Here is a 13,832-nt window from a genome sequence, read left to right as displayed (position 1 = left end):
CGACATCAGGAAACGCCATGGCCACCCTCCGCACGACATCCGTTGCCACTGTGCTAATCGCGCTGGCACTTGCAGGCACCAGCGCGCACGCCGAGATCAAGGCTGACGCCATCCGAATCGGCGTTCTCACGGACATGAACGGCGTGTTCGCGACCGCCATGGGCCCGGGCTCGGTCGAGGCGGCGCGCATGGCCGCGGAGGAGTTCGGCGGCAAGATCAACGGCAAGCCGATCGAGATCTTGCAGGCCGATCACCAGAACAAGCCGGATCTCGCCGCATCGCTGGCGCGAAAATGGTTCAGCGACGGGGTCCAGGCCATCGCCGATGGCGGCAGCTCCGGCGCCGCACTCGCGGTGCAGGAGCTGGTGCGCGGGAACGGCAAAATCTTCCTCGTCTCCGGTGCCGGCGCCAACCAGCTCACCGATGAAGCCTGCGCGCCGACCAGCGTGCAATGGACCCAGGACGCCTATTCCACCGCGACGGCGGTTGTGTCCGGCATCATGCAGACCAGCAAGGAGCCATGGTTCTTCATCACCGGGGACTACGCTTTCGGCCATTCGATCGAGGCAACCGCGCGCGAGCGCATCGCTGCGCTCGGCGGCAAGGTCGCCGGCAGTGTGAAAGCCCAGCTCGGCACGCCCGACTACAGCTCGTTCCTGCTGCAGGCGCAGTCCTCGGGCGCCAGGATCCTGGCCATCAACGTCGCCGGCGACAACGCCACCGCGATCAAGCAGGCTGAGGAATTCGGCCTCGCCGCCCAGGGCATGAAGATCGTGCCGATGTCGTTCCAGAACGTCGACATCGAGGCGGTCGGGCTCAAGGCGACGCGCGGCGATCTCATCGTCACCTCCTTCTTCGAGGACGTCTCGCCCGCCGCGCGGAAGTTCTCCGATGCGTTCTATGCGCGCAGAAAAGCGATGCCCTCGCAGATCCAGGCGGGCGTCTATTCCGCCGTGCGCCACTATCTGCAAGCCGTGAAGGACACCGACTCCGACGACAGCGCGTCCGTGATGGCCAAGATGAAGGCGACGCCGGTGTCGGATGCCTATACGCCCAACGGCCGCATTCGCGAGGACCAGCGCATGGTGCACGATCTCTACCTGGTGCAGGTCAAGACGCCCGAGGAATCCAGAGGTCGCTGGGATTTCGTCAAGCTGGTCGCGACGATCCCGCCCGACCAGGCCTTTCGTCCGCTCGACCGCAGCAAATGCAGCCTGGTCGGCAAGTAAAGCCCCTTGAAGCGAAGCTGGATGCCGCTTCGCTTCAAGAGTACGCGTCAACCGAAAATCTGACCGTCAGGCGAGATAGCGCACCAGATAGCCTTCCATCGCGTAGAGTGCGCAGAGCGCCAAGCTCGACCACACCGCGGCGCTGAAATACAGGAACATCCAGGTCAGCTCGCCCTTCCAATGCGCGATGTCGTGAGTCACGACCCAGCGCGTCGCGACATCGTGCAGGCCTTCGAGGAAGCCCAGGAACCTGCCGCCCTCGGCGTGCCCTGCCCGCCAGCGGCTGAGATACATCGGCACGTCGACGGTCACGAGGAAGGCGAGGAAGCAGGCGATGCCGACGATTCCCGCGATCAGCGCCCAGCGCACCACGCCCTGGAATTCCGGCATTAGGCGGCACAGTGCGATGCCGGCGAGGAAGAAGGTCACCGCCCACAGCGAATTCTCGATTGCGTTGTAGAGGAAGTTGGTGGTCACCACCGCGTACCAGGAGAAGCACTCCGCGATGATGACGATCGGCACGATCACGAGCGCGATGTTCACCGCGGTCTGCGCGCCGGTCATGGTCCCGAGCTGATGCAGAATGATCGCCCATTGCGCCGCGAAGCAGACTTCGGCGACGGTTGCGACCGTACGGCCGACGAACACGCTCGACAGCCAGGTATCGAACAGGCAGATGCGCTGCACATCGGCGCGCGGCAGCACTGAGCGAAACGCGCAACCGAACACATAGGCCGCGCACAGCAGGAACATCAGGCCGATATCCGAGCCGCCACTGAGGCTGCCCGCAACGGTCGGGTAGAACTCGCGGTACAGCATGAACCAGACGAGGATATTGGCAGCGCTGACCAGCGTCAGGGACCCCCACCACCACGCGAGGGGATTTGACCGTGCCTGCCACTGCAACATGAATCGCTCCGCTGTAATCGATGTGACATGTGTTCGTAATAATCCTGTCACAAGACGCCGTGGAATCACGACAAAAACGTGTGTGTAGCGGCACCTTCCGTGCGGCTCCTGACCAGGCTGGAGGGATTTATCTTTGTCCGTATACTGGACAGAAACGGCGTATTTTCTGAATTTATTGGACAACCGTCCCCGCGCGGTTCATTAAAGCCCGGATGGCCCGATCCCGCTCCAAACCGCTCCTCGCCTCTTCGTCGGCCGCCGCGGTGCTCGCCGACAGCGCAGACGACGCTGCGTTTGCGACGACATTGGCAAAGGGCCTCGTGGTGCTCGAAGCCTTCAGGGCCGGAGCAACGGAGCTCGGCAACATGGAGCTGTCGACACTGACCGGGATTCCGCGACCGACAGTGGCGCGGCTGACTCACACGCTGGCCGAGCTCGGCTATCTCCGCTCCGTCCCCGAGCGCGCCAAATATCGCGTCGGCGCACGGGCCTTGCGCATGGCGCATCCGCTGCTCGCCGACATGCAATTTCGCCAGATTGCACGGCCCATGATGCAGGAGCTCGCGCAGAGTGTCCGCGGCACCGTCTCGATCGGGCTGCTGGATGCGACCTCCATGATCTATGTCGAGACTGCGCGCTCCGGCGACGTCGGCCCGCACGTCCCTGACATCGGCATGCCGATTCCGGTTGTAATGACCGCCATGGGCCGCGCCGCGGCAGCGATCTTGCCGCCGGCCGAAGCGGCCCAACTGGAACGGCGCATCGCTGCCGAAGATTCCGAGTTGTGGGCCGCCTTCCAGGACAAATACCGAGCGGGCCTCGCTCAATGCGTCAGCCGCGGCTTCTGCACCTGCTGGGGCGAGTATATGGCTTCGATCCACGCCGTCGCCGCGCCGCTGTTTCACGCGAGCGAAGCGAAGCAGTCGTTCTCGATCAATTGCGGCATCCCGGCATTCCGACTCCAGCCGGGGCAGCTGGAGGGCGAGATCGGCCCGCGCATCGCGGCGCTCGCCGACAGCATCCGTGCGACCGTCAAGGCGGCGGAGCCGGCAGCCGAGACACGCAAGCAAGACAAGAAGGGCGCCAGGACATGAACAAACAAGCTGGCGCCCCACGTCGGGGAGGCCATCATGATCATCACACGCCGAACATTGCTGGGCGCCCTCGCCGCCTGCCTGGCGAACCCGCCATTTTCCGCTCGCGCTGAGGACGCCTGGCCGTCACGTCTGGTGCGGCTAATCTCACCCTACGGGCCCGGCGGCTCCAACGATATCTCGCTGCGTCTCCTGGCGGAGGAGCTCGGCCGCAGCCTGCGCCAGCAGTTCATCGTCGAGAACAAGCCGGGCGCCGGCACGCGCATCGCCAACGTTTTGGTCGCGCATGCGCCGGGCGACGGTTACACCATTCTCTATGTCGCAGCTCCCTATGCCACCGCCGAAGCGCTGTTCGGCAAGCTGACCTACGAGCGAAAGGATCTGCAACCCGTGGCAATGGCGGTGATCGCGCCGCTGTTCTTGATTATCAGCGCGGACGCGTCGTTCAAGACGCTGCCGGAGATGATCGCCTACGGCAAATCGAAGCCCGACGGCCTCACCTTCGCTTCGCCCGGCGCGGGCTCGCAGCCGCACCTTGCCGGCGAGCTCCTGTTCCGGGACGCCGGCGTCAAGGGCCTCAACATCCCGTTCCGCGGTGATGCCGCCTCCTACACCGAGCTGCTCGCCGGCCGCGTCGACGCCACGCTGACGGCGCTGCCGACCGCGCTGCCCTACATCCAGAGCGGCAAGTTCATCGTGCTCGGCGTCGCTTCGCCCGAGCGCAGCGCGCTCTACCCGCAGGCGCCGACCTTGCGCGAACAGGGCTTTCCCAACGTGGCCGCCGCCGGCTGGTACGGCTTCATGGCGCCATCGACGACACCACGCACGATCGTCAACAAGCTCCAGGCCGAGGTGCTGCGCGCGCTCGCCGAACCCGCAATCAAGGACAAGCTGACCGCCCAGGGCCTCGAAGTGCGCCCCGGCACCGCGACCGAGTTCGGCCAATTCATCGACAACGAGACGCGGAAATGGACCAAGCTGATCCGCGACGCCGGCCTCAAAGGCGAATGACGGTCAGGAACGTCCCTCGGCACGGCGGCCGCCGCTGCGGATGAGGCTATCGGCTTCGTCGACTTGATGCTGATATTCGGAGATCGCGCGATTGGCCATGCGGATCCGGTTCGTCTGACCCTCGTCTACCATCACGGCGATACGTTGGGCCAGGAACGCGCAGGCCTCGAATTCGTCGCGAATGGCGCCAGTTCGCGCGAGAAAATCCCAGGCAATCTCGAAGGCCTGCTCGGCGGCGGGGTTGCGATAGTCACTGAAGATGATGTGCGTCATCACTGCCAAAGCCGGAGTGCAGCGATCGTTCCTCGGGGCCGAACGCTCGCTCCCGTTGGCAATCGTGAGAAACCACCGGCCGCCCTGGCGCGCCGGTGGTTCGATATCCTGGGAACGCGGAGAACTACGCGGCCTGGCGCTGATGCGTCAGGTACTCCATGGTCACCTTCTCGACATTTGAGTCGATCCAGGCGGCCATGCGCTGCTCTTCCTTCAACGAGACTTCGAGCAGCGGCTTGGCTTCGGGCGCTCCGGCGGCGCCGCAGAGCGTCAGGAGCGACTTGTAGGCGGCGATCTCGAAATTCTCGAACGCGTTGTTGGCGAAGGTATTCTTGAGGATCTCGTCGCCGGCGACCGAATGCGCCATCGCCATCATATTGGCCATGACCGACTGCGTCGTGTCCTTCAGGCTGGACGTGCTCTCGCCGCAGGCCTCGAGGCACTTCTCCAGCCGATTCAGTTGCTCATTGGTTTCTTGAAGGTGCGCGGTGACCTTTGCCTTGACTTCGGGATATTCGTCCAGCCGCTCCGACTGGCGCTCCATCAGTTCTCTCGCTTGAATTTCCATCGCGTGCGCGTTGCGTAGTCCGACCACGAACGTATCGCGGGCTGCGTCAGCCATTTTCCTGTCCTCCGTTTGAGTGGCTTCGTGCCGCAACCAGGAAGAAGGGGCGATTGTTCCTAAGGGTACCGGGCTGATTGCCGCAGGCGACCTGCATCGGAGCCGGGCGTTCCGGTCCACCGCCGGAAGGTCCTCCAACATCAATGAACGTAGGAACGGTTGGCGACGCGCGTGATTGGTCCGTGGTAAAACTTCAAGGAGCAAGATCATGCGTAAGACATTTCTGACGATCTTCACGGCCGCGATGCTGGCCGGCGCTTCAGTCGGCGCAGCGTTCGCACAAGCGGGCGGCGGCGGCGCCGGTGGTGGTGCTGGGGGCGCCGGCGGCGGAGCTGGTGCCGGCGCCGGCGCGGGTGCCGGCGCGGGAGCCGGCGCAGGTTCGGGCGATGGAGGCGGTGCGGGCGCAGGCGGTTCCGGAGCCGGCGGCGGTGGCGACATCACGCATGTGGAGCGCGGCGGACAAGGTGCCTCCAGTCCCAAAGGCATGCGCAACGAGACTACCCCACCGTCAGACGGCACCACACCGCGACGCTAGCGGGACAATCGGTCAGGTCCTCCGAAAGCCGAGCACGACCGAGCCACGCGTTAATGCGACCCCGCCGAATTCTCTCCGCCGGGGCCGCACCGGTCTTGCCGAGCTACCGAACTTAGAACCTTCCGAGCTGCTGAACCTAGAACGCGTTCAGCTAGCTCAATGCGAAGCATCGACCTCGGAATGAGTGCGGCCCTTCTCAGCCCTTCATCCCGGCCACATACCCCGCCAGCTTGTCCAGTGTCTGGTAGCCGTATTCGACGGCGCCGAATCCGATCATGGCGTCGCGCTGCTCGGTGCTCGAGGCCAATTGGCGCAGCGTCAGCACGGTCTTGCCGTTGCTTTGCTCGGCAAAGGTGACGGTGAAGCGGAACAGGCCGGGATCGTCGTCCTGGTCGGCGCCGTGATCCATCTCCATCAGAGACGGCCGCTCGATGCGGCGGAAGCGCATGCGGTTCGGATAGACGGTGCCGTCGGGGCCGACCATGTTGAAGCGCCAGACTCCGCCGACGCGCACGTCGATCTCGAAGGTCTCGACCTTGAACCCCTTCGGTCCGAACCATTGCGGCAGGTGTTTCGGATCGGACCAGGCCTCGAACACGAGATCGCGCGGCGCGTCGATCACGCGCGACATCACGATCTCGCGGTCGAGCGACCATTGCGACAGGGCGGCATTGGCAGAACTCGTCATCACTCAGAACCTTTCCGTTTGGTTGTCCGGGACGGACGCTTGGCGGCCGCCCTTTCCTTCTCTTTCTTGAGCTTCATCACATAGACTGCGAACCGGTCGAGCCGCATCTCCCAGACGGCACGCTGCTGCTGGAACCAGTCTTCCGCGCTGATCAGCGCATCCGGGCTGAGGCGGCAGGTACGGACGCGGCCGGATTTCTCCGACAGCACGAGCCCGCTCGTCTCCAGCACATGGATGTGTTTCATGAAACTCGGCAGCGCCATGTCGAAGGGATCGGCGAGCTCGCCGACGGAGGCCTCGCCCGCGCAGAGCCGCATCACGATCGCCCGCCGCGTGGGGTCGGCGAGCGCGGCAAAGATCTGATCGAGCCGGGACAATTGGTTAGCCATGAAGCTAACTATAGCGCCAGCACCGTTTCGCGTCAATCATTGTTAGCCCACAGGCTAAGTGATTCGGTCTCGGGCCCCGCCAGGCGGAACCCTCAACGCGCAATCGTGAATTGGGGCGTGCGCGCCGTCACGTTAAGAAGGGCCCGGAGGGCGCTCTCCCGGGCAGCGCTCGTTCCACTCGCACTGGCCTTGCCCGGCCGCGCCTCGGCGGATTCCGACATGATTGCGCAGATGCGCGACATCGTCGCGAACGGGCTTACGGCGACCGCGACGCCGGATCATGCGGGCGGCCTTGCCGCCGCGCTCTATGCCGGCCGCCATGTCGAGTTCTTCACCTACGGCTTTGCCGATGATGCGGCAAAACGGCCGGTGACGCCGGACACGCTGTTCAATGTCGCCTCCTTGCGAAAACCCTTCGAGGCGACTCTCGTGGCGCTCGGTGCGCTGCGCGGCGAGCTGGGGCTCGACGACCATTTGCCGAAATACCTTCCCGAGCTGAACGGCGACTACGTCCGCCGCGTCACCATCGGCGAGCTGGTCACGCACACCTCGGGGCTGTTGCTGCCGACCGATCATCCGCCCTGGCCGGACGAGCAGTTTACGCGCGACCAGTTCATCGCCATGCTGAACGCCTTCGCACCGCCGCCCGGCGTCGCACCCGGACGGCAGCGCATCTACACCCACGCCGGCTACGTCCTGCTTCAGCTCGTGCTCGAGCGCCGCTACGGCGCTCCGATCGCGACCCTGTTCGAACAGCGCATCCTTGGACCGCTCGGCATGACCGCGACCTGTGTCCCCGAGCGCGGCGAAGACAACCGCGCTGTCATGGACGAGGCCTGGATGCGGCGCGTGGTCCAGGGCTATTCGGACCAGGGCATGGCAATCGGCCCGATCGGCAACCAGCAGAGCTATTTTGACTTTTCCGGCACGGGCCAGATGTTCTCTTCGGCGCGGGATCTCGCGAGCTTCGTTGCCGCCTGCGTCGATGGCCGCTCGCTCGATCCGCATCTGCGCGAGGCGTTGCGGATGACGCAGCATGAGGCCTTCCGCATCGACGAAAAATTCGGACAAGGCATGGCCTGGGAGAGCGTGCATCTGCCCGGCGTCGCCCTCGTGGACAAGCCGGGCGGTCTCAACAACGCTTCCGGCTATATCGGTCTCGTGCCGGCGCGACGGCTCGGCCTGATCCTGCTCGCCAATCGCGGCGAATATCCGCACGAGATTGCGCGCTACAAGATCCTGCCGGAACTGGCGCGGCTCGTCGCCTCACATTGAGGGTCCGCTCAAACCGAGCGCGTCAGTCCGCCGTCGACGCGAATGTTCTGGCCGGTGATGTAGGCCGCGCCGTCGGAGGCCAGGAACGAGACCGTCGCCGCGATCTCCTCGACCTTGCCGTAGCGCTTCATCGGCACGCTGTCGCGCCGCGCCTCGGTCTGCGGCAGGCTGTCGATCCAGCCCGGCAGCACGTTGTTCATGCGGATGTTGTCGGCCGCATGCGCGTCGGTGAAGATTTTCGTGAAGGCAGCAAGCCCTGCCCGGAATACGGCCGAAGTCGGAAACATCGCGCTCGGCTCGAACGCCCAGGCGGTCGAGATGTTGATGATGGCGCCGCTCTTCTGCGCCTGCATCACTGGCGTGACCAGCCGGGTGGGACGGATCACGTTGAGAAGGTACGTATCGAGCCCGGCATGCCATTGCTCGTCGGTGATCTCCGTGATTGGCGCGCGCGGCCCGTGGCCGGCGCTGTTGACGAGCACGTCGATCCGTCCCCACCTGGTCATCGCGCCCTCGACGAGGTGCTTCAGATCGTCGTTGGACTTGTTCGAACCGGTGACGCCGAAGCCGCCGAGCTCGGCGGCGAGCGCCTCGCCTTTGCCGGAGGACGACAGGATCGCGACGCGAAACCCATCTGCTGCCAGCCGCCGTGCCGCCCCAGCCCCCATGCCGCTGCCGCCCGCGGTGACGAGTGCAACCTTCTCCGCCATGACCGATCATCCCTTGCGAATATCGTTGAGGCGAGCCGCATGCCCGACCTATCATGAGGCCTTCTACCGCCAGACCCGCCGGCAGGTCCATCGTCGAGAGCATTCGTCATGAGCGATTTGCAGATCCGCATTTTGCGTCCGGAGGAGATCGCCGTCCCCATCGATTGGGCCGCGGCCGAGGGCTGGAATCCGGGCCTGGCCGATGCCGCCTGCTTTGCGATCCCCGATGCGCAAGGCTTCTTTCTCGGCGAGATCGACGGCGAGCCGGTCGCGACCGTCTCCTGCGTCAATTACGATGACCGCTTCGCCTTCCTCGGCTTCTATATCGTGCGCGAGAGTTTTCGCGGCAAAGGCCATGGCCTGCGCATCTGGAACGCGGCGATCGCGCACGCGGGCACTCGCGTGATCGGGCTCGATGGCGTGGTCGCGCAGCAAGACAATTACAGAAAATCGGGCTTCCAGCTCGCCTACGCCAATATCCGCTATGGCGGCACCGTAGCCGCGCCACCGAAACCGCCTGCCGATGTCGTCGCCCTCGATAACATCCCGTTTGCACGTGTTGAAGCCGATGATGCCACCGTCTTCCCTGCCGCGCGTAGCGCGTTCCTGCACGCCTGGATCAACACATCAGGCCATGTCGGCCGCGCGCTGCTGCGCGACGGCAAGCTGTCCGCATGGGGCGTGATCCGGCCGTGCCAAACGGGTCACAAGATCGGTCCGCTCGTTGCCGACGATCGCGCGGCGGCGGAAGCGATCGTTCAGGCCCTGCTTGCGGGTGTGGCCGGCGGCGAAGTGTTCCTCGATGTCCCCGCCGTCAATCGCGAGGCCATCGCGCTCGCGGGCGAGCTCGGGCTCAAACCAGTGTTCGAGACGGCGCGGATGTACACGGGACCGATCCGGTCGCTGCGGATCGACCGCGTCTTCGGCGTCACCAGCTTCGAGCTGGGCTAGGGCGTGTACTCATAAATTACGCGCTTAGTTTGGGTGCTCCAGATGTCCGCTCATCCCTCAAGAGCGGCACAAACAGCACGGCCAGCCAGCTGAGCCCCCGCATGCTTTTGCGAAGCGAGCAGCGCCGCAGTAGCCGCTATGAACTCCCCCGCTTCATTCGATCCTCATCGCACCTTGAGGAGGATGGAGACAGCTTATCACGTTCGATGGTTGCACGAACTGCGATGCTGGGCCGAAATGAGCCGTGTGGCGCAGGATGGCTCTGGGTCCTAAAGCAGCAGTTAACGCAGCCACCGTATGAGGTTCGGTCTCCGGCAGAGTGCCGACATAGCGGCCGCTGCTGCGGTGTTCGGCTCGGAGTCATGAGCCGACGCAGTCCATTTGAGCAACGAGTCTTTTACTCCAGCTGAAAACGATCAGATGAAAGAATGATGCGGCGTTGGGACAGCGTGACTGTCGAATCACATCGCTTGCGCGAGTAGAAGTTTGAGCATTGAATCAGCGATGATACCCATAACTGCAAGTGGTTTCTCGGGTATGCCTGCGCTCTCGCAGGATGAAGCGATGCAGAGATTCGCCTAGGCTTTGGGCGCGTGATGGCTTCATGCGTAGCTGAACCGGAGAGGTACGCCTAGTCGGTCCTGCCAACTGATTGGGAGTAGCCACACGCGCCTCATGCGCGCACCTAGCGCGGTCGACGGCCAACAAACGGGAGGACAACAATGAGCACCTGGCTTAGTGAGCGAGAACAGCGTCTCGTCGCGGGCGCGGAGGCGGCATCGGCGGCAACGCCTATCCCGACCCAGATTGTCTCCAATGGCGAGTATCTCCCGCCCCCGCAGAGCGATACGCAAAAGAAAGTCGAGGCACGGATCAACGAGCTCGCTGATGTCAACGGCAGGCATCTCGGCTTGAGCCGCAGGCAGTTCTTGCACACGAGCTGCGGCATGGCGGCAGCGTTCCTCGCCATGAACGACATCTACGGCAATGTTTTCCAGGTCGCGCCCGCTGAAGCCCGCGAGCCCGAGCTGATGCTGGCCCGCGCGCAAAGCCTTGCAGGCCAATTCATCTTCGATGTCCAGACTCATTTCGTGCGGGACGACTTCGACCACAAGGAACTGTTGGGGCTGGCGGACTTTGCGAGCCAGCACTGGAATCCGAAGATGAAGGAGGAAGGCGTCTCCTCGCTCGCCCGCTACAAGTTCCAGAACTATGTGAAAGAGATCTACTACGACAGCGACACCAACATGGCGCTCCTGAGCGGCGCGCCCTTCGACGACCCGAGTTGGTGGCTGCTATCCAATGAGCAGATCGTCAAGGCGCGAGAACTGATCAACGACTTCGCCGGTTCGCGCCGCCTGCTGGCGCATAGCGTCATCACCCCCAAGCAACCCGGCTGGATGGACGAGGTGGACAAGGCGATCGAGGTCTACAAACCGGATTCCTGGAAGTCCTACACGATTGGTGATCCGCTGGCGCCCTCGAAGTTCCCATGGCGGCTCGACGACGAGCAGGTGATGTATCCGTTCTACGAGAAAGCAGTGAAGGCCGGCATCAACACGCTGTGCATCCACAAGGGGTTGCTGCCGCCCGATTACGAGAAGTCGTTCGCCGGCGTCTGGGAATATGCAACGGCGTGGGACATCGGAAAAGCCGCGAAGGATTGGCCGCAGATGAACTTCGTGATCTATCATTCGGCGCTGCGGCCGTTCCTCGAGCTACCCGATCGTGCGTGGGCGGATTTCGAGCAGACCGGCCGTATCCAGTGGGCTACCGATCTCGCGGAAATCCCGCAGAAGTTCGGCGTCACCAACGTCTATGCCGAGCTCGGCACGTCCTTTGCCAACTCGGCGGTGGCGCATCCGAAGTTCTGCGCCGCGCTCATTGGCACGCTGATAAAGGGGATGGGTGTTGACCACGTCATGTGGGGCACCGACTCGGTCTGGTACGGTTCACCACAGTGGCAGATCGAGGCGCTGCGCCGGCTCGAAATCCCGGAGGATATGCAGAAGAAGTACGGGTTTGCGGCGCTTGGCGACGCCAACAGCGCTACCAAGCAGCTGATCTTCGCGGGCAACGCAACCAGATTCTACAAGATCAAGCTGAAGGCGGCCGAGAATACCAGGATGCCGGCCTTTTCCGAGGACCGCCTCGCGGCACTCAAGAACGAGTACACGCAAGCTTCGAAGCAACCATCGAACCTGCGCTACGGCTACGTTCGCGCCGCATAGGAACGGTCCCAAGAGCGTGGGCAAGCTCCGCTGGCAATGGACGCGCGGCTCCGCAAGTCCGACTTCGATTTGGGGTCAAGATGCGGAGAACTCGGGGTAGCGAATCTAGTCCGCTATGTCTCACCGAGCGGACCCTTCCGCTCGGCCCTCAGGAGCCGACATTGCTTTATGAGTACACGGCCTAGCTCAGTAGCAGCGCATGATGTTGACGGTGTGCTCGCCGCCGCCGCGGCCGGGCACCGTCACCTGCTCCGTCGGGCAGCTCGGCACATAGGGCCGGTCGGACGGCACGACATTCGGCGGAAAGCGGTGCGCCCAATCCCAGGGAACGTCATACGTATAGGTATAGCGCACATCGCTGGAGAACGACTGAGCCGCCTCGCCGAAAGGTTGGCTATACGTCGCACCGTCGTAGAAGAACCCGCCGCCACCCGGCCAATAGACCCAGGGATTGCCGCGCCGGTGGAACCGGGCGCCAGGCCCGATCGGCGCACGCGCCATTGCATTTGGAGGCGCGGCGGCCAGCCCGTGCGGCGCGGCGCCACCGGGCCTGGCAAAACTGTCGCTGGGGCTAAGGAGCAGCGCGGCTGCGCTGAGCGAGGCGAATAGCGCCCCTTGTGATCTCGACATCATGATACGCACCAACTCGTTTGGCTTCGCGGGTCGCGGCTCCCCCACCACACGCTAGGCCGGGCTGTCGCCCGCCAGCAAACGTATAATTAATTATTGGTTAAGCCACGGGATTAATGGGGAACATGGTGCGGCAGAACGCCTGGAATTTCCGTCCCATTTCAGCGACTTCGTTCCGCGGCACGCGATTCATAACCAGTTGATCGGAGTTGATCGCTCCCCGGCCAATACGTCCGGAACGCTCCCGCATTGCAACCGTTGGCCCCGACACAAGCAAGGAGCATCTTCAATGCAGAACAAGTCAAAACTCCTCTGCCTGGTCACGGCATCGCTCGTCGCAGGCGCAACAGCCGCATCGGCGCAGGGCTACGACTGGAATGGGCCGCGCGTGGGTTGGGACCGCACCGCCCCCGCCTACGAACCGGTTCAGCCGCGCGCGTACTATCCGGATGTCGCCGGACCATATGGCGCGTACAACGGCACCCGCCATCCGACCCCGAGCTCAACGCAGGGCGATGTCGGTCCTGACGGCAACAACAACGGCACGCTGACCGGCAGCTATCGCAACTGGTAGCGAATCGGGCTTCGTTGCAAGGACCCGCCGCTTCATCGAGCGGCGGGTCGTTCTTTTTGCGGCATACATTGTGAGCTGAAGATCGCCGTTGTCGCCGCCTGCGTCATTGCAAGCGCAAGGACGATGTTGAAGCAGTCACGCGCGATAACGGCGGCAGCCCGGACGGAGCGAACCGTAATCCGGGAGCGGATGGAATCCCGGATTACGCTGCGCTCCATCCAGGCTACATGATATCGCGTTGCCGGCGGGGCAAAACACGCCAGCCGTGGGTCAACGCGCGCCATCCAAAACATTCCGCTTTACCGAAATTCGGAAATCGCGTATGTGTCGCGGCAACCCGGCCCAAGCAAGAGGGGGGTATCGCGATCGTCACGACACGCGGGCCGGGCGGCGGTGGACGCAGGTTACATCGGCGCGAAGAGCTTCGCAGGGCGGAGAGCCGTGAGCGAAGAGCCTCGCGCACTCGACCGGTGTGATCGGCGTACGGCAAAATCGTGTGGTCCTGGCGCCCGGGGTCTGTGCGCCAAGTCTTGCGGTGATGTGAGCGGCCCAACCGGACCGCGGCATCAGCCATCGGCAAGGCGACGGGGGCAATAGTGCATCGCTCCCCGAGGAGCAACTGTGTTGAAGTAGACCGGTGATCGAGCGGGCTCAAGGCTGGCGCTGCGCGCCCCCGCCTCCGGCGGCTGACGGCCTTGACCCCGCCCGCTC

Annotated in this window: 15 protein-coding genes; 8 read left to right on the top strand and 7 right to left on the bottom strand. The window is 64.0% G+C overall.

What is annotated here, in order from left to right; genetic code table 11:
- The first annotated feature begins 17 nt into the window (after positions 1 to 17).
- Positions 18 to 1,229 (top strand): ABC transporter substrate-binding protein, encoded by a 1,212-nt coding sequence (locus IVB01_RS11140; RefSeq protein WP_247275693.1) that lies wholly within the window; start codon positions 18 to 20, stop codon positions 1,227 to 1,229.
- 66 nt (positions 1,230 to 1,295) lie between these two features.
- On the opposite strand, the gene IVB01_RS11135 is transcribed toward IVB01_RS11140, so the two are convergent.
- A complete protein-coding gene (locus IVB01_RS11135) occupies positions 1,296 to 2,138 on the bottom strand; it encodes a hypothetical protein (RefSeq protein WP_247275692.1) in 843 nt (280 codons plus the stop codon).
- A gap of 212 nt (positions 2,139 to 2,350) precedes the next feature.
- On the opposite strand from IVB01_RS11135, the gene IVB01_RS11130 reads away from it, so the two are divergent.
- Both IVB01_RS11130 and IVB01_RS11125 read left to right on the top strand, forming a co-directional pair.
- Entirely contained in the window at positions 2,351 to 3,232 is an 882-nt protein-coding gene (locus IVB01_RS11130) for an IclR family transcriptional regulator (RefSeq protein ID WP_247275691.1), read from the top strand.
- A 36-nt stretch (positions 3,233 to 3,268) separates the two neighbouring features.
- A complete protein-coding gene (locus IVB01_RS11125) occupies positions 3,269 to 4,243 on the top strand; it encodes a tripartite tricarboxylate transporter substrate binding protein (protein ID WP_247275690.1) in 975 nt (324 codons plus the stop codon).
- Positions 4,244 to 4,246: 3 nt separating this feature from the next.
- Here the strand turns inward: IVB01_RS11125 and IVB01_RS11120 are convergent, their stop codons facing one another.
- The gene (locus tag IVB01_RS11120) at positions 4,247 to 4,516 is read right to left on the bottom strand and encodes a hypothetical protein (RefSeq protein ID WP_247275689.1); all 270 of its coding nucleotides are present in this window, start codon (positions 4,514 to 4,516) and stop codon (positions 4,247 to 4,249) included.
- A 124-nt stretch (positions 4,517 to 4,640) separates the two neighbouring features.
- On the bottom strand, positions 4,641 to 5,138 hold the full coding sequence (locus IVB01_RS11115) for a ferritin-like domain-containing protein (RefSeq protein ID WP_247275688.1): 498 nt from the start codon (positions 5,136 to 5,138) through the stop codon (positions 4,641 to 4,643).
- Positions 5,139 to 5,346: 208 nt separating this feature from the next.
- On the opposite strand from IVB01_RS11115, the gene IVB01_RS11110 reads away from it, so the two are divergent.
- Entirely contained in the window at positions 5,347 to 5,673 is a 327-nt protein-coding gene (locus IVB01_RS11110; RefSeq protein WP_247275687.1) for a hypothetical protein, read from the top strand.
- 196 nt (positions 5,674 to 5,869) lie between these two features.
- Here IVB01_RS11110 and IVB01_RS11105 read toward each other — a convergent pair whose 3' ends face one another.
- Positions 5,870 to 6,361, bottom strand: a complete 492-nt coding sequence (locus IVB01_RS11105) for an SRPBCC family protein (RefSeq protein ID WP_247275686.1) — start codon at positions 6,359 to 6,361, stop codon at positions 5,870 to 5,872.
- Positions 6,361 to 6,750: a metalloregulator ArsR/SmtB family transcription factor gene (locus tag IVB01_RS11100; RefSeq protein ID WP_247275685.1), complete on the bottom strand. Its 390-nt coding sequence runs from the start codon at positions 6,748 to 6,750 to the stop codon at positions 6,361 to 6,363. The genes IVB01_RS11105 and IVB01_RS11100 overlap by 1 nt, the downstream gene beginning before the upstream one ends.
- Before the next feature lie 219 nt (positions 6,751 to 6,969).
- Here IVB01_RS11100 and IVB01_RS11095 point away from each other — a divergent pair, with 219 nt between their 5' ends.
- Positions 6,970 to 8,025, top strand: coding sequence for a serine hydrolase (locus IVB01_RS11095; RefSeq protein ID WP_247420510.1), 1,056 nt, complete (start codon positions 6,970 to 6,972; stop codon positions 8,023 to 8,025).
- A gap of 8 nt (positions 8,026 to 8,033) precedes the next feature.
- Here IVB01_RS11095 and IVB01_RS11090 read toward each other — a convergent pair whose 3' ends face one another.
- Complete coding sequence (locus IVB01_RS11090; protein WP_247420507.1) at positions 8,034 to 8,735, bottom strand: SDR family oxidoreductase; 702 nt, start codon at positions 8,733 to 8,735, stop codon at positions 8,034 to 8,036.
- 108 nt (positions 8,736 to 8,843) lie between these two features.
- Between IVB01_RS11090 and IVB01_RS11085 the strand changes: the two genes are divergently transcribed.
- A complete protein-coding gene (locus IVB01_RS11085; RefSeq protein WP_247275682.1) occupies positions 8,844 to 9,686 on the top strand; it encodes a GNAT family N-acetyltransferase in 843 nt (280 codons plus the stop codon).
- A 722-nt stretch (positions 9,687 to 10,408) separates the two neighbouring features.
- The gene (locus tag IVB01_RS11080) at positions 10,409 to 11,917 is read left to right on the top strand and encodes an amidohydrolase family protein (RefSeq protein WP_247275620.1); all 1,509 of its coding nucleotides are present in this window, start codon (positions 10,409 to 10,411) and stop codon (positions 11,915 to 11,917) included.
- A gap of 186 nt (positions 11,918 to 12,103) precedes the next feature.
- On the opposite strand, the gene IVB01_RS11075 is transcribed toward IVB01_RS11080, so the two are convergent.
- Positions 12,104 to 12,550 carry a hypothetical protein gene (locus tag IVB01_RS11075; protein WP_247275621.1) on the bottom strand — a complete coding sequence of 149 codons (447 nt, stop codon included), beginning with the start codon at positions 12,548 to 12,550 and terminating at the stop codon, positions 12,104 to 12,106.
- A gap of 286 nt (positions 12,551 to 12,836) precedes the next feature.
- Here IVB01_RS11075 and IVB01_RS11070 point away from each other — a divergent pair, with 286 nt between their 5' ends.
- A complete protein-coding gene (locus tag IVB01_RS11070) occupies positions 12,837 to 13,121 on the top strand; it encodes a hypothetical protein (RefSeq protein WP_247275622.1) in 285 nt (94 codons plus the stop codon).
- Positions 13,122 to 13,832 lie beyond the last annotated feature (711 nt).

This window comes from Bradyrhizobium sp. 164 (assembly GCF_023073715.1).
Classification (GTDB): domain Bacteria; phylum Pseudomonadota; class Alphaproteobacteria; order Rhizobiales; family Xanthobacteraceae; genus Bradyrhizobium.
This window is presented reverse-complemented; position numbering and strand designations above follow the sequence as displayed.

What these genes read in the sequence shown, in the direction of transcription:
- IVB01_RS11140 (WP_247275693.1), top strand. Translation starts at nt 18, where the DNA reads ATGGCCACCCTCCGCACGACATCCGTTGCCACTGTGCTAATCGCGCTG.
- IVB01_RS11135 (WP_247275692.1), bottom strand. Translation starts at nt 2,138, where the DNA reads ATGTTGCAGTGGCAGGCACGGTCAAATCCCCTCGCGTGGTGGTGGGGG.
- IVB01_RS11130 (WP_247275691.1), top strand. Translation starts at nt 2,351, where the DNA reads ATGGCCCGATCCCGCTCCAAACCGCTCCTCGCCTCTTCGTCGGCCGCC.
- IVB01_RS11125 (WP_247275690.1), top strand. Translation starts at nt 3,269, where the DNA reads ATGATCATCACACGCCGAACATTGCTGGGCGCCCTCGCCGCCTGCCTG.
- IVB01_RS11120 (WP_247275689.1), bottom strand. Translation starts at nt 4,516, where the DNA reads ATGACGCACATCATCTTCAGTGACTATCGCAACCCCGCCGCCGAGCAG.
- IVB01_RS11115 (WP_247275688.1), bottom strand. Translation starts at nt 5,138, where the DNA reads ATGGCTGACGCAGCCCGCGATACGTTCGTGGTCGGACTACGCAACGCG.
- IVB01_RS11110 (WP_247275687.1), top strand. Translation starts at nt 5,347, where the DNA reads ATGCGTAAGACATTTCTGACGATCTTCACGGCCGCGATGCTGGCCGGC.
- IVB01_RS11105 (WP_247275686.1), bottom strand. Translation starts at nt 6,361, where the DNA reads ATGACGAGTTCTGCCAATGCCGCCCTGTCGCAATGGTCGCTCGACCGC.
- IVB01_RS11100 (WP_247275685.1), bottom strand. Translation starts at nt 6,750, where the DNA reads ATGGCTAACCAATTGTCCCGGCTCGATCAGATCTTTGCCGCGCTCGCC.
- IVB01_RS11095 (WP_247420510.1), top strand. Translation starts at nt 6,970, where the DNA reads ATGATTGCGCAGATGCGCGACATCGTCGCGAACGGGCTTACGGCGACC.
- IVB01_RS11090 (WP_247420507.1), bottom strand. Translation starts at nt 8,735, where the DNA reads ATGGCGGAGAAGGTTGCACTCGTCACCGCGGGCGGCAGCGGCATGGGG.
- IVB01_RS11085 (WP_247275682.1), top strand. Translation starts at nt 8,844, where the DNA reads ATGAGCGATTTGCAGATCCGCATTTTGCGTCCGGAGGAGATCGCCGTC.
- IVB01_RS11080 (WP_247275620.1), top strand. Translation starts at nt 10,409, where the DNA reads ATGAGCACCTGGCTTAGTGAGCGAGAACAGCGTCTCGTCGCGGGCGCG.
- IVB01_RS11075 (WP_247275621.1), bottom strand. Translation starts at nt 12,550, where the DNA reads ATGATGTCGAGATCACAAGGGGCGCTATTCGCCTCGCTCAGCGCAGCC.
- IVB01_RS11070 (WP_247275622.1), top strand. Translation starts at nt 12,837, where the DNA reads ATGCAGAACAAGTCAAAACTCCTCTGCCTGGTCACGGCATCGCTCGTC.